General features: G+C 73.4%; 21 protein-coding genes. 14 read left to right on the top strand and 7 right to left on the bottom strand.

The window, feature by feature from the left end:
• Positions 1-171 precede the first annotated feature (171 nt).
• From IF61_RS0122870 to IF61_RS0122860, 3 genes are all read left to right on the top strand, one after another.
• On the top strand, positions 172-411 hold the full coding sequence (locus IF61_RS0122870) for a hypothetical protein (protein WP_030368380.1): 240 nt from the start codon (positions 172-174) through the stop codon (positions 409-411).
• A 91-nt stretch (positions 412-502) separates the two neighbouring features.
• Complete coding sequence (glmS, locus tag IF61_RS0122865) at positions 503-2,350, top strand: glutamine--fructose-6-phosphate transaminase (isomerizing) (protein ID WP_030368379.1); 1,848 nt, start codon at positions 503-505, stop codon at positions 2,348-2,350.
• On the top strand, positions 2,347-2,715 hold the full coding sequence (locus tag IF61_RS0122860; RefSeq protein ID WP_030368378.1) for a holo-ACP synthase: 369 nt from the start codon (positions 2,347-2,349) through the stop codon (positions 2,713-2,715). The genes glmS and IF61_RS0122860 overlap by 4 nt, the downstream gene beginning before the upstream one ends.
• Before the next feature lie 115 nt (positions 2,716-2,830).
• Here IF61_RS0122860 and IF61_RS0122855 read toward each other — a convergent pair whose 3' ends face one another.
• Both IF61_RS0122855 and IF61_RS0122845 read right to left on the bottom strand, forming a co-directional pair.
• Entirely contained in the window at positions 2,831-3,292 is a 462-nt protein-coding gene (locus IF61_RS0122855) for a hypothetical protein (protein WP_030368377.1), read from the bottom strand.
• Between the two features lie 343 nt (positions 3,293-3,635).
• A complete protein-coding gene (locus IF61_RS0122845; RefSeq protein ID WP_030368376.1) occupies positions 3,636-3,869 on the bottom strand; it encodes a chaplin in 234 nt (77 codons plus the stop codon).
• 176 nt (positions 3,870-4,045) lie between these two features.
• On the opposite strand from IF61_RS0122845, the gene IF61_RS0122840 reads away from it, so the two are divergent.
• Complete coding sequence (locus tag IF61_RS0122840) at positions 4,046-5,005, top strand: MerR family transcriptional regulator (protein WP_030368375.1); 960 nt, start codon at positions 4,046-4,048, stop codon at positions 5,003-5,005.
• 119 nt (positions 5,006-5,124) lie between these two features.
• Here IF61_RS0122840 and IF61_RS0122835 read toward each other — a convergent pair whose 3' ends face one another.
• Positions 5,125-5,901: an SDR family NAD(P)-dependent oxidoreductase gene (locus IF61_RS0122835; RefSeq protein ID WP_030368374.1), complete on the bottom strand. Its 777-nt coding sequence runs from the start codon at positions 5,899-5,901 to the stop codon at positions 5,125-5,127.
• 156 nt (positions 5,902-6,057) lie between these two features.
• On the opposite strand from IF61_RS0122835, the gene IF61_RS37490 reads away from it, so the two are divergent.
• Positions 6,058-9,378 (top strand): serine protease, encoded by a 3,321-nt coding sequence (locus tag IF61_RS37490; protein ID WP_107043104.1) that lies wholly within the window; start codon positions 6,058-6,060, stop codon positions 9,376-9,378.
• A 59-nt stretch (positions 9,379-9,437) separates the two neighbouring features.
• Here the strand turns inward: IF61_RS37490 and IF61_RS0122825 are convergent, their stop codons facing one another.
• The 3 genes from IF61_RS0122825 to IF61_RS0122815 all read right to left on the bottom strand — a co-directional run bounded on the left by IF61_RS0122825 (position 9,438) and on the right by IF61_RS0122815 (position 11,628).
• Complete coding sequence (locus tag IF61_RS0122825) at positions 9,438-9,818, bottom strand: PIN domain-containing protein (protein ID WP_030368372.1); 381 nt, start codon at positions 9,816-9,818, stop codon at positions 9,438-9,440.
• Positions 9,815-10,069 carry a hypothetical protein gene (locus IF61_RS0122820; protein WP_043190259.1) on the bottom strand — a complete coding sequence of 85 codons (255 nt, stop codon included), beginning with the start codon at positions 10,067-10,069 and terminating at the stop codon, positions 9,815-9,817. The genes IF61_RS0122825 and IF61_RS0122820 overlap by 4 nt, the downstream gene beginning before the upstream one ends.
• 110 nt (positions 10,070-10,179) lie before the next feature.
• Positions 10,180-11,628 carry a bifunctional ADP-dependent NAD(P)H-hydrate dehydratase/NAD(P)H-hydrate epimerase gene (locus IF61_RS0122815; RefSeq protein WP_030368370.1) on the bottom strand — a complete coding sequence of 483 codons (1,449 nt, stop codon included), beginning with the start codon at positions 11,626-11,628 and terminating at the stop codon, positions 10,180-10,182.
• Positions 11,629-11,811: 183 nt separating this feature from the next.
• Between IF61_RS0122815 and alr the strand changes: the two genes are divergently transcribed.
• From alr to IF61_RS0122795, 4 genes are all read left to right on the top strand, one after another.
• Positions 11,812-13,005, top strand: coding sequence for an alanine racemase (alr, locus tag IF61_RS0122810; RefSeq protein WP_030368369.1), 1,194 nt, complete (start codon positions 11,812-11,814; stop codon positions 13,003-13,005).
• 99 nt (positions 13,006-13,104) lie between these two features.
• Positions 13,105-14,388 (top strand): alpha/beta fold hydrolase, encoded by a 1,284-nt coding sequence (locus IF61_RS0122805; RefSeq protein WP_078660419.1) that lies wholly within the window; start codon positions 13,105-13,107, stop codon positions 14,386-14,388.
• 108 nt (positions 14,389-14,496) lie between these two features.
• On the top strand, positions 14,497-15,039 hold the full coding sequence (tsaE, locus tag IF61_RS0122800; protein ID WP_030368367.1) for a tRNA (adenosine(37)-N6)-threonylcarbamoyltransferase complex ATPase subunit type 1 TsaE: 543 nt from the start codon (positions 14,497-14,499) through the stop codon (positions 15,037-15,039).
• Positions 15,040-15,182: 143 nt separating this feature from the next.
• Positions 15,183-15,377 carry a hypothetical protein gene (locus tag IF61_RS0122795; protein WP_030368366.1) on the top strand — a complete coding sequence of 65 codons (195 nt, stop codon included), beginning with the start codon at positions 15,183-15,185 and terminating at the stop codon, positions 15,375-15,377.
• A 122-nt stretch (positions 15,378-15,499) separates the two neighbouring features.
• On the opposite strand, the gene IF61_RS0122790 is transcribed toward IF61_RS0122795, so the two are convergent.
• A complete protein-coding gene (locus IF61_RS0122790) occupies positions 15,500-16,114 on the bottom strand; it encodes a hypothetical protein (RefSeq protein WP_030368365.1) in 615 nt (204 codons plus the stop codon).
• Positions 16,115-16,353: 239 nt separating this feature from the next.
• On the opposite strand from IF61_RS0122790, the gene tsaB reads away from it, so the two are divergent.
• From tsaB to IF61_RS0122765, 5 genes are all read left to right on the top strand, one after another.
• Entirely contained in the window at positions 16,354-17,022 is a 669-nt protein-coding gene (tsaB, locus tag IF61_RS0122785) for a tRNA (adenosine(37)-N6)-threonylcarbamoyltransferase complex dimerization subunit type 1 TsaB (protein WP_030368364.1), read from the top strand.
• A gap of 23 nt (positions 17,023-17,045) precedes the next feature.
• Entirely contained in the window at positions 17,046-17,549 is a 504-nt protein-coding gene (rimI, locus tag IF61_RS0122780) for a ribosomal protein S18-alanine N-acetyltransferase (protein WP_052392952.1), read from the top strand.
• Complete coding sequence (gene tsaD / locus IF61_RS0122775) at positions 17,533-18,681, top strand: tRNA (adenosine(37)-N6)-threonylcarbamoyltransferase complex transferase subunit TsaD (protein ID WP_030368362.1); 1,149 nt, start codon at positions 17,533-17,535, stop codon at positions 18,679-18,681. The genes rimI and tsaD overlap by 17 nt, the downstream gene beginning before the upstream one ends.
• An 84-nt stretch (positions 18,682-18,765) precedes the next feature.
• On the top strand, positions 18,766-19,320 hold the full coding sequence (locus IF61_RS0122770) for a hypothetical protein (protein WP_052392942.1): 555 nt from the start codon (positions 18,766-18,768) through the stop codon (positions 19,318-19,320).
• A 51-nt stretch (positions 19,321-19,371) separates the two neighbouring features.
• On the top strand, positions 19,372-19,737 hold the full coding sequence (locus IF61_RS0122765; protein WP_030368360.1) for a hypothetical protein: 366 nt from the start codon (positions 19,372-19,374) through the stop codon (positions 19,735-19,737).
• Positions 19,738-19,745: the final 8 nt, after the last annotated feature.

Below are 19,745 nucleotides of genomic sequence, written 5' to 3'. Positions count from 1 at the left end.
AGCGGGCGTTCTCGTGGGATTTGGGCCCCTCGTACGGGCGGTAACCGGCCGCTCCCGTTGGGTGAACTTTCATCTAACCCTGTACCTACTGACCGGTCAGGCACTACGTTCCGCTCGCAGGCCGCACGCTCACCCGCCCCCCCACGTGGCCGCATCACGCTAGGAACCACCGTGTTCGCTCTCCGAAACCATCCCCGCGGCCCCCGCCGGCGCTCCGCCGAGGCCGACCGGGAGGCCCTCGCCGCCCGAGTGTGCGCCGAGCTGGCCGACGACCTGCCCGACGAGGACCTCACCCAGGACCTGGACGACTGCCTCGACCGCTACGAGCTCGGCAGCAAGCCGCGCTGCGAGGAGGTCGAGTACCTGGAGATGGTGCAGGACGCGATCGACAGGATCGAGCGGGGCCGCTGATCCGCCGGGGTGTCCGATCCGCCGCCGCCGGCGGTGACGGTTGCGCCGTTGCCGCCACGCGCGGGGCCGCCCGGGCCGTAACCTGCTCCGCATGTGCGGAATCGTTGGCTATGTGGGAGGGCAGTCCGCCCTCGATGTCGTATTGGCGGGGCTGCGGCGGCTGGAGTACCGCGGCTATGACTCGGCCGGGGTCGCGGTGCTGGCCGACGGCGGGCTCGCCGCCGCGAAGAAGGCGGGCAAGCTCGCCAACCTGGAGAAGGAGCTGTCCGACCGGCCGCTGCCGTCCGGCCCCACCGGCATCGGCCACACCCGCTGGGCCACGCACGGCGCGCCCAACGACGCCAACGCCCATCCCCACCTGGACAACCCGGGCCGCGTCGCCGTCGTCCACAACGGCATCATCGAGAACTTCGCCGCGCTGCGGGCCGAGCTGACCGAGCGGGGCCACGACCTCGGCTCGGAGACCGACACCGAGGTCGTCGCCCACCTGCTGTCCGAGGCCTTCTCCTCCTGCGGCGACCTCGCCGAGTCGATGCGGCAGGTCTGCCGCCGCCTGGAGGGCGCGTTCACGCTGGTCGCGGTGCACGCGGACGAGCCCGACGTGGTGGTCGGCGCGCGCCGCAACTCCCCGCTCGTCGTCGGTCTCGGCGACGGCGAGTCCTTCCTCGCCTCCGACGTCGCCGCGTTCATCGAGCACACCCGCGAGGCCGTCGAGCTGGGCCAGGACCAGGTCGTCGAGCTGCGCCGCGACGGCGTGACCGTCACCGGCTTCGACGGGGCGCCCGCGGACGTCCGCCCGTACCACGTCGACTGGGACGCCTCGGCCGCCGAGAAGGGCGGCTACGACTACTTCATGCTCAAGGAGATCGCCGAGCAGCCGAAGGCCGTCGCGGACACGCTGCTGGGCCGGATCGACGCCGCGGGGACGCTGTCGCTGGACGAGGTGCGGATCCCGGCGTCCGTGCTGCGCGAGGCCGACAAGATCGTCATCGTGGCGTGCGGCACGGCGTACCACGCGGGGATGATCGCCAAGTACGCGATCGAGCACTGGACCCGCATCCCCTGCGAGACCGAGCTTGCCAGCGAGTTCCGCTACCGGGACCCGATCCTGGACCAGCGGACGCTGGTGATCGCCATCAGCCAGTCCGGCGAGACGATGGACACCCTGATGGCGCTGCGGCACGCGCGGGAGCAGGGCGCGAAGGTCCTCGCCATCTGCAACACCAACGGCTCGACGATCCCGCGAGAGTCGGACGCGGTCCTGTACACGCACGCGGGCCCGGAGGTGGCCGTCGCCTCGACGAAGGCGTTCCTCACGCAGCTGGTGGCCTGCTACCTCGTGGCGCTGTACCTGGGGCAGGTGCGCGGCACCAAGTGGGGCGACGAGGTCGTCTCCGTGATCCGCGAGCTGTCGCAGATCGCGGGGCAGGTGGAGGAGGTCCTGGAGACCATGGAGCCGGTCCGCGAGCTGGCGCGCTCCCTGGCGGACAAGAACACGGTGCTGTTCCTCGGCCGGCACGTGGGCTATCCCGTGGCTCTGGAGGGCGCGCTGAAGCTCAAGGAGCTCGCGTACATGCACGCGGAGGGCTTCGCGGCGGGCGAGCTCAAGCACGGGCCGATCGCGCTGATCGAGAAGGACCTGCCGGTGGTGGTGGTCGTGCCGTCGCCGCGGGGCCGGTCCGTCCTCCACGACAAGATCGTGTCGAACATCCAGGAGATCCGGGCGCGGGGCGCGCGGACGATCGTGATCGCCGAGCGGGGCGACGAGGCGGTGCGGCCGTACGCCGACCACCTCGTCGAGATCCCGCCGACGCCGGTGCTGCTGCAGCCGCTGGTGGCCACGGTGCCGCTGCAGGTCTTCGCGTGCGAGCTGGCGACGGCCCGCGGCAACGAGGTCGACCAGCCGCGCAACCTCGCGAAGTCGGTGACCGTCGAATGATCGTGGGAGTCGGCATCGACGTCGCCGAGATCGACCGCTTCGACGCCGCCCTGAGGCGTACGCCCGGCATGGCGGCGCGGCTGTTCCTGGAGCGGGAGCTGTACCTGCCGAGCGGGGAGCGGCGCGGCATCGCGTCCCTTGCGGTCCGCTTCGCCGCGAAGGAGGCCCTGGCCAAGGCGTTGGGCGCGCCGGGGAACCTGCTGTGGACGGACGCGGAAGTGACGACGGAGACGAGCGGTCAGCCGCGGCTGGTGGTGTCGGGGACGGTCGCGGCGCGGGCCGAGGAGCTCGGCGTGACGTCGTGGCACGTGTCGCTGAGCCATGACGCGGGGGTGGCGTCGGCGGTGGTGATCGCCGAGAAGTAGCCGTTACGTCAGCCGTTACGTCAGTCGCCGCGTCAGCCGCCGCGTACGGAGCCGGGGGAGCTTGCTTGCGGTCTCGTCGTCCGCAGGCAGGCGACGAGATCCCCGGTGGGCGTGATCAGGTACGCCGGGCGGAGAAGGCGGAGCGCATCTGCTTGCCGTTCACGGCCAGTACGACACCGAGCAGCAGGAGCCCGCAGACGGCCTGCTCCGCCTTCAGCCACGCCGGGAACGTGCCGGGCAGCGCGACGATGACGGCGATCGCCACCACCATGGCCGCCGAGGACAGGCGCAGCCGGAGGTACGAGCGGCTGTGGCCGCGGGCCGTCCGGGCGGCGAAGGAGGCCATGAGCAGCGAAGCGGCGACGACGATGCTCGTCCGGACCCAGACCGCGCCGGTCACGATGTCGTGGTGGTCGCGCAGCGCGATGACGGCGGCGAGCGTGCCCACGCTGAGGGCGACGTAGCAGGTGATGAGCCGCTTGGTGCTGCGCAGTGTTCGTTGGACGCGCGGATGGCTCAGGCTCTCGGCGGGGGCGGCTGCGGGGGCGGCGGCTGCGGGTGTCGTGCGGCTTGCCATGGTGATCCTTCCTCTTCCCTGGGGGCCGTCACCAGGATCCGGGCCGTTCGCCGTCAGATCGTCGTTCGCCTGGACGAGTTGCGGCCCTCACGGCCTCAAGGGCCTGCGCGGGGTGACCCCGTAAGGGGATCCCCCATGGGCCTTCAGGGGCGGAGCTCCGGCGGGAAGCCCGTCCAACGGAGCTCCGGGGGAAGGTGGTTCGCGTCGTTGTGGACGAGCCGGCCGGTGAGGAAGCTTCGGGTGACGACGAGCTCGTGGCGGGGCTCGGCGCCCGGGCGCGGGGCCCGTGCGGGGGAGGGGCGCCGCCGGCCGTGGACCGGTTCCCGGCGGCGGCCGGGCGGGGCTAGTCGGTGATGCAGACGTTCCCGGAGGCCTGGTTGAGCAGGCCGACGACGTTGATGGGGAAGGAACACAGTGTGATGGGCACACGGATGGGGATCTGGATCGTGTTGCCCGAGATGACGCCGGGGGACTTGGCGGCGCCGCCGACGGCGACGCTGTCGGCGGTGGCCGCGCCCGAGGCGGCGAGGAGCGTCGCGGTGGCGGCCGCGGTGGCGGCCTTGGCGGAGGGGGTCATGGGAGCTCCCGGGGATGGGGGTTGTTGCGCGGGAAAGTCTCCCGCATAATTCTCCCTTTTTGTCTCATTTGCTGTGTTGTGCCGTATCCCGGCGGGGGTGACGGCGCGCCGGGATACGGAAGGCCCGCGGACCCGGTGTTGACTCTCCAGCGACCGGAGACTCCAAGGTGAGGGACATGGACGACGACACCTCGTACCCCTCGGGTTCCCTGCACTCGATCGGGGAGCTGGCCCGGCTGACCGGGCTGACGGTCAGGACGATCCGGTTCTGGTCCGACACGGGCGTGGTGCCGCCGACCGACCGCACACCCGCGGGCTACCGCCTCTACGGCCCCGACGCGCTCGCGCGCCTCGGTCTCGTGCGGACGCTGCGCGATCTCGGCGTGGGTCTGCCCGTCATCCGGCAGGTGCTGGAGCGGGAGATCACCGTCGCCGAGGTCGCGGCCGTCCACGCCGAGGCCCTGGACGTGCAGATCCGCACCTTGCGGTTGCGTCAGGCCGTGCTGCGGGCGGTGGCCGGGCGCGGGTCGACACCGGAGGAGATGGAACTCATGCACAAGCTCGCGACCCTGTCGGACCAGGAACGGCGCCGGCTGATCAACGAATTCATCGACAGCGCCTTCGAGGGCCTGGACGTCGACCCCGACTTCCTCGCCTCGATGCGGGGCGGCATGCCCGAACTGCCGGAGAACCCCTCGCAGGAGCAGCTCGACGCCTGGGTGGAGCTCGCGGAGCTCGTCCAGGACGAGGGGTTCCGGGCCGGGATCCGGCGGGCGGCCGAGGACCAGACGCGCGTGTGGAAGGAGTCGGGGCGGCCCGACGGCGAGCGGACGAAGCGGGCCGCGCAGGCGATCAAGGAGAGGTCGGAGGTCGCGCGGCAGGCCGGGATCGCGCCGGACAGCCCGGAAGCCCGGCCGCACGTCGACGAGATGGCCGCGGTCTGCGCGGAGATCTCGGACCGGGAGGACGGGCCGGAGTTCCGGGCCTGGCTGCTGGAGCGGCTGGAGACGGGCAACGACCCGCGCTACGGCAAGTACTGGCGGCTCGTCGCCGTGATCAACGGCTGGACGCTGCCGGACATGGAGCCGGCGACGGAGTGGTTCACGGCGGCGGTCCGGGCGGCGGTCCGGGGGTAGGGCGTCAGGGGCGTAAGAGGGGTAAAGGGTGTAAGGAGGTACGGAGGGGCGCGCCGGCTGTCGGCGCGCCCCGGTCCTTCAGGGCCTGTGCCCGGTCCTTCAGGTCTGCGCCCGGTTCCTCAGGCCGTGAACCCCCCGTCCACCTCGATCGACGCCCCCGTCACGTACCGGCCCCCGTCCCCCGCCAGGTAGACGACCGCGGCCGCGATGTCGTCCGGCTCGGCGTAGCGGCCGAGGGCGGTGAAGCCGCGGATGGTGTCGGCGTTCGGGTTGGTCGCGGGGTCCGCCGGGTTGGCATCGGTGTCCGTGGGGCCGGGGTGGACCAGGTTGGCGGTGATGCCGCGCGGGCCCAGGTCCCGGGCGAGGCCCTTGGTCATGCCGGTGAGGGCGGTCTTCGTGAGGGAGTAGAGGGTGAGGCCGGGGAAGACCGTACGCCCGGCGATGTTGCTGCCGATGCTGATGATGCGGCCGCCGTCGGTCATGTGGCGCACGGCCGCCCGGGCCGCGAGGTAGGGCGCGCGGACGTTCACCGCGACCGTGCGGTCGAACTCCTCGGCGCCGAGGTCCTCTACGGTTCCCACGGGGAAGAGGCCCACGTTGTTCACCAGGATGTCGAGCCGGCCGAAGGCCGCGGCGGCCCGGTCCACGGCGCCGGTGACGGCGTCGGGGTCGCCGCTGTCGGCCCGCACGGCCAGGGCCCGGCGCCCGCCGGCCTCGATGCCGTCGGCCACGGCCGCGGCGAGGCCGGAGCTCCGCTCGTAGGTCAGCGCCACGTCGGCACCCGCCTCTGCCAGCCGCCGGGCGATGGCGGCGCCGATGCCGCGGCTGCCACCGGTGACGAGGGCGGCCTTGCCGGCGAGGGGAAGGGGGCGAGCGCTGTTCTCGATCTTGTTCATGGGGCCAGCCTCGCCGTCCGCGCCCCGCGAGTCCGGCGGGAATCGGCCATGGCGTTCGGCCGCGGGGCCGGCTGCCGCACTTGAGCGGAACCCCCTGTCACCGTAGCGCTACTGACGTATCGTCGGTCGGCGGAAACGTGGTCGGAGGGGATACGGGTGCACCCTGCGAAGGAACGCATTGCAGCGGTTTTCGGACGGAGTCAGGGCAGTGGATACCTCCTCGCCCCGAACCTGGTGCTGACGGCCGCACACGTGATCGGCGACTGCGCGCACCCGCGCGCGATCGTCCCCGGCGGGGCGGGCCAGGTGCGCTGCAGGGTGGTGTGGGCGCGAGACGACAACCGGCGGTGCGACGTCGCGCTGCTCGTCGGCGAGCGCGACCTCGTCCCCGAGGACGTCGCCGCGGCCTTCGAGCCCCTCGTCTGGGGCCGCGCCTACGACCTGCGGGTCTGGCCCGCCGCCCAGGCCGTCGGCTTCCCGCACGTCCAGCGGGACGCGGCCGGCGAGCTCGACACCGAGCAGGTCGTCGGCTCCCTCAAACCCGGCAGCAACCTGCTCAGCGGCCGGCACGTCCTCGACAGCGAGCACGGCCCCCCGCTCCCGCCCGCCGGCGGCGGCTCGCCCTGGGCCGGCATGTCCGGCGCCGCCGTCTTCGTCGAAGGCCTGCTCGCGGGCGTCGTCTGCGCCGACCCGCACGGCTGGCAGCACGGCCGCCTCACGGTCACCCCGTCGGCCACGCTCTGGCAGGACTTCGCCTTCCTCAGCGCGTGCCTGCTCGAAGGGCACAAGCCCGAGTCCCGCTCCCTCGCCTCTCCGCGCCAGCTGGAGATCGAGGCGTTCGAACGCCGCCTGCGCGCCTACGTCGTCGAGAAGTCCGGCGAGCTGACGATCATCGGCCTGACCCTCTCCGACGGCGAGGGCGAGACCTGGCCCCTGGACACCGCGTACCTCAGCCTCGAACTCACCGGAGGTGGCGCGCAGAGCAGCGGTTACGCCGAGGCGCGCGTCCCGGACGAGTGGGCCGCCGAGAATTCCACGCCCTCACCCAAGCGCGCCGAGGAAGCCCTCGCCGGCCGCCGCCGCGTCCTCCTGCGCGGCGCCGCCGGCTCCGGCAAGACGACGCTGCTGCAGTGGCTCGCCACCCTCACCGCCCGCGGCGACCTGCCGCCCGGCCTCGGCCACCTCAGCGGCTGCATGCCGCTCACGCTCCCCCTCCGCACGCTCATCCGCCGCGGCGAACTCCCGCAGCCCGAGGAGTTCCTGGCCGCGGCCGCCGGCCCGCTCGCCGGCCTGCCCGCCGCGCAGGGCTGGGTGACCCGCCGGCTCACGGAGGGCACGGCGCTGCTGCTGATCGACGGCGTGGACGAGGTCCCCGAGGCCGACCGCCGCCGCACCCTCACCTGGGTCAAGGACCTCCTCGCCGCCTACCCCGACGCCCGCTACGTCATCACCACCCGCCCCTCCGCCGTACGGGAGGGCTGGCTCGCCGACGCCGGCTTCACCGAGCTGGAACTGCTCCCCATGAGCCGCGGCGACGTCATCTCCTTCATCGACCGCTGGCACGACGCCGCGGGCGCCCGCCACCACGAGCCGCTGCGCGCCTTCCGCGACGCCCTCACCACCGCCGTCGTCACCAAGCGCGATCTCGGCATGCTCGCCACCAACCCGCTGATGTGCGCCCTGATCTGCGCCCTCAACCGCTCGCGGAAGGGCTATCTCCCGCACGGGAGGATGGAGCTCTACCGCGCCGCGCTGGAGCTCCTGCTCGTACGGCGGGACCGCGAGCGGGGTGTGGTGGTCGGGGCGGACGGCCCGGAGCTGGAGCACGCCCAGCAGGTCGCCCTGCTGCAGAAGATCGCCTACTGGCTGATCCGCAATGGCCGTTCGGTCATCGAGTGGCACAAGGCCGTCGAGATCCTCGACCGGGCCCTCCCCGCCATGCCGGCCGTGGCCGCCCGCGGCAGCGCGGAGGACATCCTGCGCCACCTCGTCCTGCGCAGCGGCCTGCTGCGCCGCCCCACGACCGAGACCCTCGACTTCATCCACCGCACCTTCCAGGACTATCTGGGCGCCCAGGCCGCCGTGGACGACTGGGACTTCGACGTCCTCGTCAACCACGCCCACGACGATCAGTGGGAGGACGTGCTGCGGATGGCCGTCGGGCACGCGCCGCCGCGGGCCCGGGCGGAGCTGCTGCGGATGCTGCTGGAGCGGGGCGACGGCGAACCGGTGCACCGCGCCCGGCTCCACCTCCTGGCCGCGGCCTGCCTCGAACACGCGACGGAGGTGGACTGGGAGGTCCGGGCGCGCGTCGAGAAGGCGGCGGGGGAGCTCGTACCGCCGCGGGACCTGGAAGCGGCGAAGGAGCTGGCGGCGGCGGGGCGGGTGGTGCTGGATCTCCTCCCGGGGCCGGAGGGGCTCACGGACGAGGTCGCGCACGCGGTGGTGGTCGCGGCGACGACGGTGGCGGACGAGAGGGCCCTGCCCTTGCTTTCGCGGTACGTGGACCATCCGCACCAGCAGGTGCGGGCGCAGCTGGCGTGGGCCTGGGACCGGTTCGAGACCGAGGCGTACGCGGAGGCGGTGATCGGGCGGCTGGAGTACGAGGGCGAGGCGTACGAAGCGCTGGAGTTCGTCGCGAAGACCGAGGAACACCTCGCCGCGCTCAAGCGCCTCGGTGGGCGGCCGCGGGTGCAGCTACGGGCCTTGCCGCCCGGCGGGGACCTGTCGGACCTGGCCACGCCGGTGCTCAGCCATGTCACGTTCTGGGGGCACGGAGAGACCATCGACCTGCGCGTGCTGCGCGGATGTCCTCCGCTGCGGGGGCTGAGCGCTGTCGACTTCGGGCGCCTCCTCCACCTGGATGCGCTGGATGTGCGGGCCTTGCAGAGCCTGCACTTGTGGCTGGCCGAGCACCTCTACGACTTCGGAACCATGCGGCGCATGACGGAGCTGCGCGAGCTGACGTTGTCCGGACGGGCGACGGCCCCGTTGCGCTCCCTGGAGCTGTCCATGCCCCCGAAGCTCCGGTATCTGAACCTCGGATCAGGCCCGTGCATGGTCTCGGGCTTCTGGGGCCTGGAGGGGCATCCGGCGCTGGAGGAGCTGGCGTTCCGTGCCGGCGGCGGCTACCGGAGCGCGTTTGCCCTGCCGTCCCTGCCGGCTCTGCGGACCCTGCGGATCTGGGGGGAGGACCTGAGAACCGTGAGGTGGGCGGGGCCCGTGCCGCAGGTGGAGACGCTCAACTTCACCGAGGCGTACGGCATGGCCGGGCTGGGTGACGTGCGGCGCACCTACCCCGGGCTCAAGGAATTCCAGCTCATCGACCCCGTGGTCACGGACAACAGCCCCCTCGACCTGGCCCCCCTCGCCGACCTCGGCCCGGTCAAGATCCTCGTCCGCCACCCGGGCCCCGTAATCAACCAAGAAGCGCTCCCCGAAGGCTCCGAACTGACCCTCCTCACCCAGCGGCAGTGAGCACGCCCCCCGCACCCCCTCGCAGCCCCTCCGCTATCAGCGGCGCTCCCGCCTCGCCTTCAAGGCCTGATGTCGAGCACCCGCACGAGTTCTCCCGCCCAGCGTCCGGGCTCCGCCGTGGCGATGAACGCCCCGTCGGGCCGCTCGGGGTTCGGCTCGGCGGCGTGCCGGGTGTGTGCGCCGGCCCAGCTGCCGCTGCTTGCAATGGCCAGTGCGGCCGGCAGGTCCAGGTCGAGGACGGTGACGCCGGGGAGTGAGGCGAGGTGCTCGGCCGTGCCGGGGCGGGCCCGGTCGGCCTCGACCAGCGCGCAGGCCGGTGCGTACAAGTGCCATCCCGCTTCCATGTGCGCGCGGTGGATGAGCCGGGAGGCGACGGCATTGCCACGACCGGCGGCCACCATGGCCGTGTCGTCGAGGACGATGTGCAGCTGGTCGCTCACCGTGCAGCCTCGGAGAGCCGCCGGTCCAATTCGGCGTCGAGCCGTTCTTCTTCGTCCTGGCTGGGGTCGTAGCCGTTCCACTCGCGCAGCATTCGACGGGCTCGTTCGGCTTGCTCGGCGCGCTCGGCCGGGGTGAGGAGCTCGTCGGCCAGGCGGGAGAGATAGGCGCGCAAGGACATGCCTTCCGCCGCGGCGACCTCGGCGAGGCGGTTACGGGCATCCGCGGGAATGCGGATGTTCGCGTCTGCCATGGGTAATCCTCTGTTCAACATGGAGGAAGGGTATGGGTACGTACCCGTACCCATATCTCATTTTCTTGGATTTCTCTCGAACGAGTGGCTTCCTGGTGTCGTGGCTGACGTCACCCCGCCATGCCCCTCCACACCCCCCGCAACTCTTCCGCCACCCCCACCGCCGTCAGCGGCGCCTCTCCCGACTTCCGTGCCGCCAGCCCGTGCAAGTACGCCCCCACCGACGCCGCGTCCCGCCCGCTCAGCCCCGCCGCCAGCAGTGACCCCGTCAAGCCGGACAACACATCGCCGCTCCCCGCCGTCGCCAGCCATGGCGTCCCCGTCGGGTTGACCCGCACCGTGTGGTGCCCCCGGCTGCCCGGGGCCGCCGCGATCAAGGTCGTGGAGCCCTTCAGCAGGGCCGTGGCGCCGAAGCGCTCGGCCAGGGCGCGGACCGCCGCCAGCCGCCCGGACTCGACCCGTTCGCGCGCAACGCCCAGCAGCGCGGCCGCCTCACCCGCGTGCGGGGTCAGTACGGTCTCCGCCGTCCGGGCCCGTACCGCGTCCGGCGACATCAGCCGCAGCCCGTCCGCGTCCACGAGCACGGGAACGTCCGAGGCCAGGACGTCCTCCAGCGCCTGCCGGGCGTCCGTGCCGTCGCCGAGGCCGGGGCCGACGACCCAGGCCTGGACGCGGCCGGCCTTCGACGGGGGGCCGGACGAGACGAGGGTCTCGGGGAAGCGGGCGATCACGGCGTCCGCCGCCGGGCCCGCGTAGCGGACCGCGCCCGCGCCGCCGTGCAGGGCGCCCGCGACGGCGAGGACGGCCGCGCCGGGGTAGCGGGCCGAGCCCGCGACGACGCCGACGACGCCCCGCCGGTACTTGTCGCTCTCCGCCTCCGGGCGCGGCAGCAGCGCCGCGACGTCCGCGTGCTGCAGGGCCTCGGCCTCGGGCCGGGTGGGCAGCTCCAGTCCGATGCCGACGAGCCGCAGCGCGCCCGCGTGCTCGCGCGCCGGGTCGATGAGCAGCCCGGGCTTGTACGAGCCGAAGGTGACCGTCGCGTCGGCGCGTACCGCCGTGCCCCGTACCTCGCCGGTGTCGGCGTCGACGCCGCTCGGCAGGTCGACGGAGACGATCACCGCGCCGCCGTCGGACGCGGCCCGGGCGAGCTGGGCGGCGTCGGGGCGCAGGCCGCCCTTGCCGCCGATGCCGACGATCCCGTCGATGACGAGGTCGGCGCTGCGGACGGCCCGGTCCGCGGCCTCGGCGGAGGAGACGCGCCCGCCGGCGGCGAGCAGGGCGGCGAGCCCCTCGGAGTGTGCCCGCTCGGGGTTCAGGAGCACCGCGGTCACCCCGGCGCCGCGCCGGGCGAGCCGGGCGCCGGCGAAGAGGGCGTCGCCGCCGTTGTCGCCGCTGCCGACGAGCAGGGCGATGCGTGCCCCGTACACGCGCCGGAGCAGGCCGGCGCAGGCGGCGGCGAGCCCGGCGGCGGCGCGCTGCATCAGGGCGCCGTGGGGGAGCTGGGCCATGAGCGCGCGCTCGGCGGCCCGTACGGTCTCGACGCTGTAGGCAGTCCTCATGCCCCCAGTCTCACAACCGTGCGCCGTTCACGCCCCCGAAAAGACATCTGGAATGACACCCCGGGCGGCACCTCGGGCGGCACCTCGGGCGGCACCCGAAATGACACGTGAAGTGACACCCTGCACCCCTGCCTGAGCCCCACCCCTCACCCCCTCCCCGGCCGTCCTGAGAGACTGACGTGGATGAACGAGACTCCGCTTCGCGCCGGCGAGACCCCGATGCGCGCCCGTGCCCTGGTCGACCTGGCCGCGCTGCGGGCCAACGTACGCACGCTCAAGGCCCGCGCGCCCCGGTCGCAGCTGATGGCCGTGGTCAAGGCGAACGCCTACGGCCACGGCGCGGTGCAGTGCGCCCGCGCGGCCCGCGAGGCCGGCGCCGAGTGGGTCGGCACGGCGACGCCGGACGAGGCGCTGGCGCTGCGCGCGGCGGGTGACACGGGCCGGCTGATGTGCTGGCTGTGGACGCCGGGCAGCCCGTGGCGCGAGGCCGTTGAGGCGGACGTCGACGTGTCGGTGAGCGGGGTGTGGGCCCTCGCGGAGCTCTGCGAGGCCGTACGGGACGCGGGCCGTCCCGCCCGCGTCCAGCTGAAGATCGACACCGGTCTGGGGCGCAACGGCTGCCAGCCCGACGACTGGCCGGAACTGATCGCCGCGGCGCGCGAGGCGGAGGACGCGGGCCTGGTGAAGGTGACCGGCATCTGGTCGCACTTCGCGTGCGCCGACGAGCCGGGCCACCCGTCCATCCAGGCCCAGCTGCGGGTCTTCCGGGACGCGGTGGCGTACGCGGAGCGGCAGGGCGTCGAGCCCGAGGTGCGGCACATAGCCAACTCGCCGGCGACCCTGACGATCCCCGAGGCGCACTTCGACCTCGTCCGGACGGGCATCGCGATGTACGGGGTGTCGCCGAGCCCCGAGGTCGGCACGCCGCAGGACTTCGGCCTGAAGCCGGTGATGACCCTGTCGGCGTACCTGGCGTCGGTGAAGCGGGTGCCGGGCGGGCACGGCGTCTCGTACGGGCACCACTACGTCACCCCCGGCCCGACGACGCTCGCCCTCGTCCCCGTGGGCTACGCGGACGGCATCCCGCGTGCGGGCTCCGGCACGGGTCCGGTGCTGGTGGGCGGCAAGTGGCGGACGGTGGCGGGCCGGGTGGCCATGGACCAGTTCGTGGTCGACCTGGGCGGCGACGACACGGCGCGGGTGGGCGACGAGGCGGTGCTGTTCGGGCCGGGCGACCGGGGCGAGCCGACCGCCGAGGACTGGGCGCGTGCCACGGGCACGATTGCCTACGAGGTTGTCACGCGCATCTCCAATCGGGTGCCGCGCGTCTACGTCGGTGAGAACGTGGACGGATACGTTGACGGATACACCGAGTAAGTCCGGGTAGGTCCGGCAGGGCGCCGGACCCGGACCGGCGCACGAGCACGACGAGTACGCGGACGTGGACATGCCGAAACGGGGACACGGGGGCGCGCGATGAGCAGGGACAGCGGTAGCGCGGGCGCAGCGGCGGCCGAGGCCGCCGGGGCGGTCGAGGCCATCGAGGCGATCGTCGGGAGCGGCGCGGCGCAGGGCGCGGGCGGCGGCTGGCGGCGCGGGGCGGGTGTCGCGGGCGCGGCGCTGGGCGTCCTGGCCGCGGGAGCCGCGGTCGGCGTGGCGGTCGAGCGGCTGACGGTGGGGCGCGGCATGCGCCGCAAGGCGCGGCTGGCCCTGGACGCCTCGGGCCCGTACGGGACGCTGCGGGGGACGCCGGGCACGGTGGTCGCGGAGGACGGCACGCGGCTGTACTACGAGGTGGACGAGCCGGGCGGGCCGGACGGGGAGCCGCAGGCACCGGCCTCCCGCCGGCTGTTCGGCGGCCGGCGCGCGCCCGCCTCCCCGCCCCTCACGGTCGTCTTCAGCCACGGCTACTGCCTCAGCCAGGACTCCTGGCACTTCCAGCGCGCCGCCCTGCGGGCCGCCGGCGTCCGCGCGGTCTTCTGGGACCAGCGCAGCCACGGCCGCTCCGAGCGCAGCCGTACGGAAGCGGTCTCCATCGACCTCTTCGGGTGCGATCTCCGGGCCGTCATCGACGCCGCGGCCCCCGAGGGACCGCTGGTGCTCGTGGGGCACTCGATGGGTGGCATGACGACGATGGCGCTGGCCGCGCAGCACCCCGGCCTGATCGCCGAGCGCGTCGTCGGCACGGCCTTCCTCGGCACGTCCGCGGGCGGGCTCGCGGAGAACACGTACGGGCTGCCGGCCGCCGGGATGAGCCTGGTGCGGCGGCTCGTCCTCCCGGGCGCCTTCAAGCTGATGGCGACCCGGCCCGAGCTGATCGAGAAGGGCCGCCGGGCCACCGCCGACCTGTTCGCGGGCGTGCTCCGCTGGTACTCCTTCGGCTCGAAGGACGTGGATCCGGCGGTCGTGCGGTTCGCGGAACGGCTGATCGAGGCCACGCCCGTCGACGTCGTCGCGGCGTTCTACCCGGTCTTCGCCGAGCACGAGAAGCGGGAGGCGCTGTGCGCCTTCGAGCGCCTGCCGGTGGTCGTCGTGGCCGGCGACAAGGACCTGCTCACGCCGAGCGAGCACAGCGAGGCCATCGCCGAGGCCCTGCCCGACGCCCGGCTCCTCCTCCTGGAGGACACCGGACACCTGGTGATGCTGGAGCGGCCCGAGGTCGTCGTCGCCCAGCTGGGCGACCTGCTCGCCGCGGCGGCGGACGGCGGGGCGCTGGAGCACGGGCAGCGCGCGGCGGCGGGGGCGCGCGGCCGCGGGTGAAACGCGCCGGGGCGCGTGCGGGCATACGCGCCGGGGCGGCCCGGCCCCGTACCATCGGCGGATATGAGCGCCCAGCCTGAGACGACCGCCGCCGCCCCGGAGACCCCGATGCCTGCCGAGACGCCTGCCGAGACCAGCGCAGAGCTCACGGTCAGGACCGCCGAGGCCATGCGGGACCTGGGCCGCCGGCTGGCCGGCCTGCTGCGCCCCGGCGATCTGGTGCTGCTCACGGGTGAGCTCGGCGCGGGCAAGACGACGCTGACCCGCGGCCTCGGCGAGGGCCTCGGCGTCCGCGGCGCCGTCACCTCCCCGACGTTCGTCATCGCCCGCGTCCACCCCCACCTCTCCGGCGGCCCGGCCCTCGTCCACGTCGACGCGTACCGGCTCTCCGGCGGCCTGGACGAGATGGAGGACCTGGACCTCGACGTCTCCCTCCCCGAGTCCGTGATCGTCGTGGAGTGGGGCGACGGCAAGGTCGAGGAGCTCTCCGACGACCGGCTGCACGTCGTCATCCACCGGGCGGTCGGCGCGAGCGCCGCGGACGCGGCGGACGTGGCCCACGCGGCGGAGGACACGGACGACGTGCGGAGCGTGCGGGTGACGGGCGTGGGCGCGCGCTGGGCGGGCGCGGACCTGTCGCAGCTCGGCTGACGGCGCGCGCTGCCGCACGCCGCTGTACGTTCCGACAACCCGTCGGGAAGATGTTGCATCGGCGGCTGCGGGCGTGGTCACATGGTAGGCAGAGACACGGTTAGGTCTACCTAACCTTGCCCAGATGCCCCCCAGGAGGCACCATGCCGGCACCGGAGCAGCCGCAGCAGCCGCCGACCGAGCTCCGCTCGGAGCCCTCGGAGCCCTCGGAGGAGAGGCCCCCGTCGACCTCGACTTCGATGCGCGACCTGCTGGCCTCCTGCGCGGCCGCGGATGCGGTGTCGAAACCGCCGCCGTCGCCGGAGACGCAGGGAGACGGCGAGCAGAACGCCGCATAGAGCAGGACGCCGCATAAATGACGCCGCATGAATTCAGCCCGTCCGGCGTTTGAGGACGTCACGCGTCAGCGCGGACAGGGGGTCCGGGGCGCAGCCCCGGAAAGGGTCCTCAGGGGAAACCGCTAAGCGACCACGACAACCTTCGTGCCGTTGACGGCGAAGTCCCACATCGCCCGCCCGTCCGCAGGACTCTCCCGCACCGCACCCGTCTTCTTGCCCGACGCGGGATCCGGCAGCGACCCGTCCACCGCCGCGCTGAAGCCGAAGACGACCCCCGCCGTGTTCTGGTGGAACCGCACCACGTGCTCGATGGCCTTGCCGTCCGAACCCGTGCCCGTAGCGTCGCGCGAGGTCACCTTGTAGGGGCCCGGCTGCGGGTTCACCGTGCTGGGCGCGACCTCGAAGCTGTGGGTCGCCTTGCCGTCCGCGCCGATCAGCCACACCCGCTTCTGCCCGAGCGCGTAGACGACCCGCTGCCCCGTGCCGGAGCCCGCGGGAACGGCGGGGACGGCCTTCTCCTGTCCCTGGCCGCCGTCCTTGCCGGAGCCGTCGCCGGAGCCGCCGTCGCCCGGAGTGCTGCCGTCCTTGCCCTTGTCCTTGGCCTCGCCGGAGGCGCTCGCGTGCGAGGCCTGCGGCTTGTCGGGCGCGGCCTCGGCCTGGAAGGCGAGGAAACCGACTCCCGCGAGGGCCGCCGCGGTGAGCGCGGCCACGATGACCCCCGAGCTGCTGCGTGCCACGGCTGCGAACCCTTCTCTTCCTGCGTACGTATCCTGCGCACGTATCTCTTCGTGCGTACATACGCATACGGCGTTGCGGTGACCGTAGCACTCGCGGCCACCCGCTCCGCGCCGCCGAAGCGGCGCTCGCGCCACGCCGCCGGAGCCACGCGCGCATCGTGCTGCCGGAGCCGCCCGCACGGGCACGCCGCACCGCCGCCCCCCGGCGAGCCGCATGCCGCGCGCCGTAGGCTGTCAGTGTGCTGCTGCTCGCTCTTGATACCGCCACGCCCGCCGTCACCGTAGCCCTCCACGACGGCGACAAAGTCGTCGCCGAAGCGCGTCAGATCGACGCGCGCAGGCACGGTGAGCTGCTGCTTCCCTCCGTCGACCGGGTGCTCCGCGAAGCGGGCCACAAGCTGGACGCCGTCACGGACATCGTGGTCGGCGTCGGCCCCGGCCCGTACACCGGCCTGCGGGTCGGCATCGTCACCGCCGCCACCTTCGGCGCCGCGCTCGGCGTGCCCGTCCGCGGCCTGTGCTCGCTCGACGGCATCGCGTACGCGGCCGGGCAGGCGGGCCTGGAGGGCGAGTTCGTCGTGGCGACGGACGCCCGCCGCAAGGAGGTCTACTGGGCGCGGTACGCGGACGCCCGTACCCGCGTCACCGAGCCCGCCGTGGACCGCCCGGCGGACCTCACCGAGAAGCTGGCCGGCCTGACGGTGGTCGGCGCGGGCGCCGTGCTCTACCCCGACGCGTTCACGGACGTACGGGCCGACATGCCCGAGCACCAGTCGGCCGGAGCCCTGGCGTCCCTCGCCGTGGAGCGCCTGCGCACGGGCGGCGAGTTCCTGCCGGACCAGCCGCTCTACCTGCGCCGCCCCGACGCCCAGGTGCCCGCCAACTACAAGGTGGTCACCCCCAAGTGACCACGAACGTGCGTGTCCGCGAGATGCGCTGGTGGGACATCGGGCCGGTGCTGGAGCTGGAGCGCGCGCTGTTCCCGGACGACGCCTGGTCCAAGGGGCTGTTCTGGTCGGAGCTGGCGCACGCGCGCGGCGCGGGCGCGACCCGCCGCTACGTGGTGGCCGAAGAGGCTTCCGGCAGCGAGGGCGGCCGGGGCGGCCGCGTCGTCGGCTACGCCGGCCTGGCCGCGATCGACGGCACCGGCGACGTCCAGACCATCGCCGTCGCCCAGGAGCAGTGGAGCACCGGCCTCGGCTCCCGGCTCCTGCGCGAGCTCCTGACCGCCGCGACCGACTTCGAGTGCCGCGAGGTGCTCCTCGAAGTGCGGGTCGACAACACCCGGGCCCAGCGCCTGTACGAACGCTTCGGCTTCGAAGGGGTCGGCGTCCGCCGCGGCTACTACCAGCCCGGCAACGTCGACGCCCTCGTGATGCGCCTCTCCGATCCCCTCTCCGCAGTGCAAGGAATGACCCATGGCTCGCAAGGCTGACGAACCCCTCGTCCTCGGCATCGAGACCTCGTGCGACGAGACCGGCGTCGGCATCGTCCGCGGGCACACGCTGCTCGCGGACGCGGTCGCCTCCAGCGTCGACGAGCACGCGCGCTTCGGCGGCGTCGTCCCCGAGGTGGCCAGCCGCGCCCACCTGGAGGCGATGGTCCCGACCATCCAGCGCGCGCTGGACGAGGCCGGCGTCTCCGCGAAGGACCTCGACGGCATCGCGGTCACGGCCGGCCCGGGCCTGGCGGGCGCGCTGCTCGTCGGCGTCTCGGCGGCGAAGGCGTACGCGTACGCGCTGGGCAAGCCGCTCTACGGAGTGAACCACCTGGCCTCCCACATCTGCGTCGACCAGCTGGAGCACGGCCCGCTGCCGGAGCCGACGATGGCCCTGCTGGTCAGCGGCGGCCACTCCTCCCTGCTGCTCGCCCCCGACATCACCTCCGACGTCCGCCCGCTCGGCTCGACCATCGACGACGCGGCCGGCGAGGCCTTCGACAAGGTCGCCCGCGTCCTGAACCTCGGCTTCCCCGGCGGCCCGGTCATCGACCGCTACGCCCGCGAGGGCAACCCGGACGCCATCCGCTTCCCGCGCGGCCTCACCGGCTCCCGCGACCCGATCTACGACTTCTCCTTCTCCGGCCTGAAGACGGCCGTGGCCCGCTGGATAGAGGCCAAGCGCGCGGCGGGCGAGGAGGTGCCGGTCGCGGACGTGGCCGCGTCGTTCCAGGAGGCCGTCGTGGACGTCCTCACGCGCAAGGCCGTCCGCGCGTGCAAGGACGAGGGCGTCGACCACCTCATGATCGGCGGCGGCGTCGCGGCGAACACGCGCCTGCGGGCGATGGCGCAGCGCCGCTGCGAGGACGCGGGCATCACGCTGCGCGTACCGCGGCCGAAGCTGTGCACGGACAACGGCGCGATGGTGGCGGCGCTGGGCGCGGAGATGGTGGCGCGGGGGCGTGCGGCGTCGTCGTGGGAGCTGTCGGCGGACAGCTCGCTGCCGGTGACGGAGACGCATGTGCCGGCGGAGGAGGACGCTCATTCGCATGAGGGTCATGCTCATGCCCACTCCCACGACCATGACCACGTCCACGAGATGAGCAAGAAGAACCTGTACGAGTCGTAGGTCGTAGAACGAACGATGGGAATATCGCATCTGCCCCCTGCACCCCCGCCATGGCACCTGAGCACGTGGCCGAACCGGGAAGCCGTGCTGGCGGACCGGGAGAGGGCGCTGGACGCCCTCATACGTAAGACACTGTCGCCGGGCCGCCTGCTGCTGGGGTGGCTGCTGACGGGCGTGTTCATGCTGGGCTGGATGCTCGCGGTCCTGGGCCTGAAGTCCGTGGCCGAAGGCGGTGTGGAGTACGTCTACGCGGCGGCGTACCTGATCCTGGCGGCGGGGGCAGTGATCCCGTCGCTGCTGGGCATCCGCGCCGGACTCCGTACCGGGAAGGAAGCCCGGCGGCGGCTGCGCCTCTGGGCGGCCCTGGACCGCGACGCGATGCGCGACCCCGGCCTCCGGGCAGGCGGCCGCGTGTGGTTCTGGCTGCTGATGTCACTGCTGCCGTGCGCGGGCGCGCTGGCGGTGGGCGGCGCGGCCGTGACGGAGATGCTGACGACGACCACCGCACCGAAGGACGGCTCGGGCCTGGCCTACGCGTGGGGCCTGACGGCCCCTCTGGCGGCGGTCGGCGCGTACGGCGTGGCCACAGCCCTGGCCCACCGCCGCTGGTTCCGCTCCCTCAACGCGCCGCAGCGCTGAGCGTATTCTGGCGAGGGAACGGACAGGGCGCGCGGCGGGGAGGAGCCGGGCATGGATTGGCTCTGGTGGGTGCTGATCTTCTTCGGCGTGGGCGGCTTCACCAAGGTCGCCGACACCGCCCGTACGGCTTTGCGCACCCGCCACGAGCGCAAGCTGGAGCTCCTGGAGACGGAGCGCGCCGAGCGCGCGGCCCTGGAGGCCGCCTCCAAGCCGCCCCAGCCCATATGCGGCTGCACGCACCACTTGGCCAAGCATGACAAGCAGGGCAAGTGCCATGAGTCGGTGGAGACTCCGGTCGCCTGGGACGCGGAGAAGAAGCCGACGGCGTACGAGCTGAGGCAGTGCAACTGCCAGCAGTACGTGGGCCCGCAGCCGCTGACGACGTTCTATGCGGAGGATCTGACGGATCTGGCGTGAGGGTGCGA

Source organism: Streptomyces roseoverticillatus, from assembly GCF_000719265.1.
Lineage (GTDB): Bacteria > Actinomycetota > Actinomycetes > Streptomycetales > Streptomycetaceae > Streptomyces > Streptomyces roseoverticillatus.
This window is presented reverse-complemented; position numbering and strand designations above follow the sequence as displayed.

Coding starts and splice junctions, on each gene's coding strand:
- glmS (WP_030368379.1), top strand. CDS start 503: ATGTGCGGAATCGTTGGCTATGTGGGAGGGCAGTCCGCCCTCGATGTC.
- IF61_RS0122860 (WP_030368378.1), top strand. CDS start 2,347: ATGATCGTGGGAGTCGGCATCGACGTCGCCGAGATCGACCGCTTCGAC.
- IF61_RS0122855 (WP_030368377.1), bottom strand. CDS start 3,292: ATGGCAAGCCGCACGACACCCGCAGCCGCCGCCCCCGCAGCCGCCCCC.
- IF61_RS0122845 (WP_030368376.1), bottom strand. CDS start 3,869: ATGACCCCCTCCGCCAAGGCCGCCACCGCGGCCGCCACCGCGACGCTC.
- IF61_RS0122840 (WP_030368375.1), top strand. CDS start 4,046: ATGGACGACGACACCTCGTACCCCTCGGGTTCCCTGCACTCGATCGGG.
- IF61_RS0122835 (WP_030368374.1), bottom strand. CDS start 5,901: ATGAACAAGATCGAGAACAGCGCTCGCCCCCTTCCCCTCGCCGGCAAG.
- IF61_RS0122820 (WP_043190259.1), bottom strand. CDS start 10,069: ATGGCAGACGCGAACATCCGCATTCCCGCGGATGCCCGTAACCGCCTC.
- IF61_RS0122815 (WP_030368370.1), bottom strand. CDS start 11,628: ATGAGGACTGCCTACAGCGTCGAGACCGTACGGGCCGCCGAGCGCGCG.
- alr (WP_030368369.1), top strand. CDS start 11,812: ATGAACGAGACTCCGCTTCGCGCCGGCGAGACCCCGATGCGCGCCCGT.
- IF61_RS0122805 (WP_078660419.1), top strand. CDS start 13,105: ATGAGCAGGGACAGCGGTAGCGCGGGCGCAGCGGCGGCCGAGGCCGCC.
- tsaE (WP_030368367.1), top strand. CDS start 14,497: ATGCCTGCCGAGACGCCTGCCGAGACCAGCGCAGAGCTCACGGTCAGG.
- IF61_RS0122795 (WP_030368366.1), top strand. CDS start 15,183: ATGCCGGCACCGGAGCAGCCGCAGCAGCCGCCGACCGAGCTCCGCTCG.
- rimI (WP_052392952.1), top strand. CDS start 17,046: ATGCGCTGGTGGGACATCGGGCCGGTGCTGGAGCTGGAGCGCGCGCTG.
- tsaD (WP_030368362.1), top strand. CDS start 17,533: ATGGCTCGCAAGGCTGACGAACCCCTCGTCCTCGGCATCGAGACCTCG.
- IF61_RS0122765 (WP_030368360.1), top strand. CDS start 19,372: ATGGATTGGCTCTGGTGGGTGCTGATCTTCTTCGGCGTGGGCGGCTTC.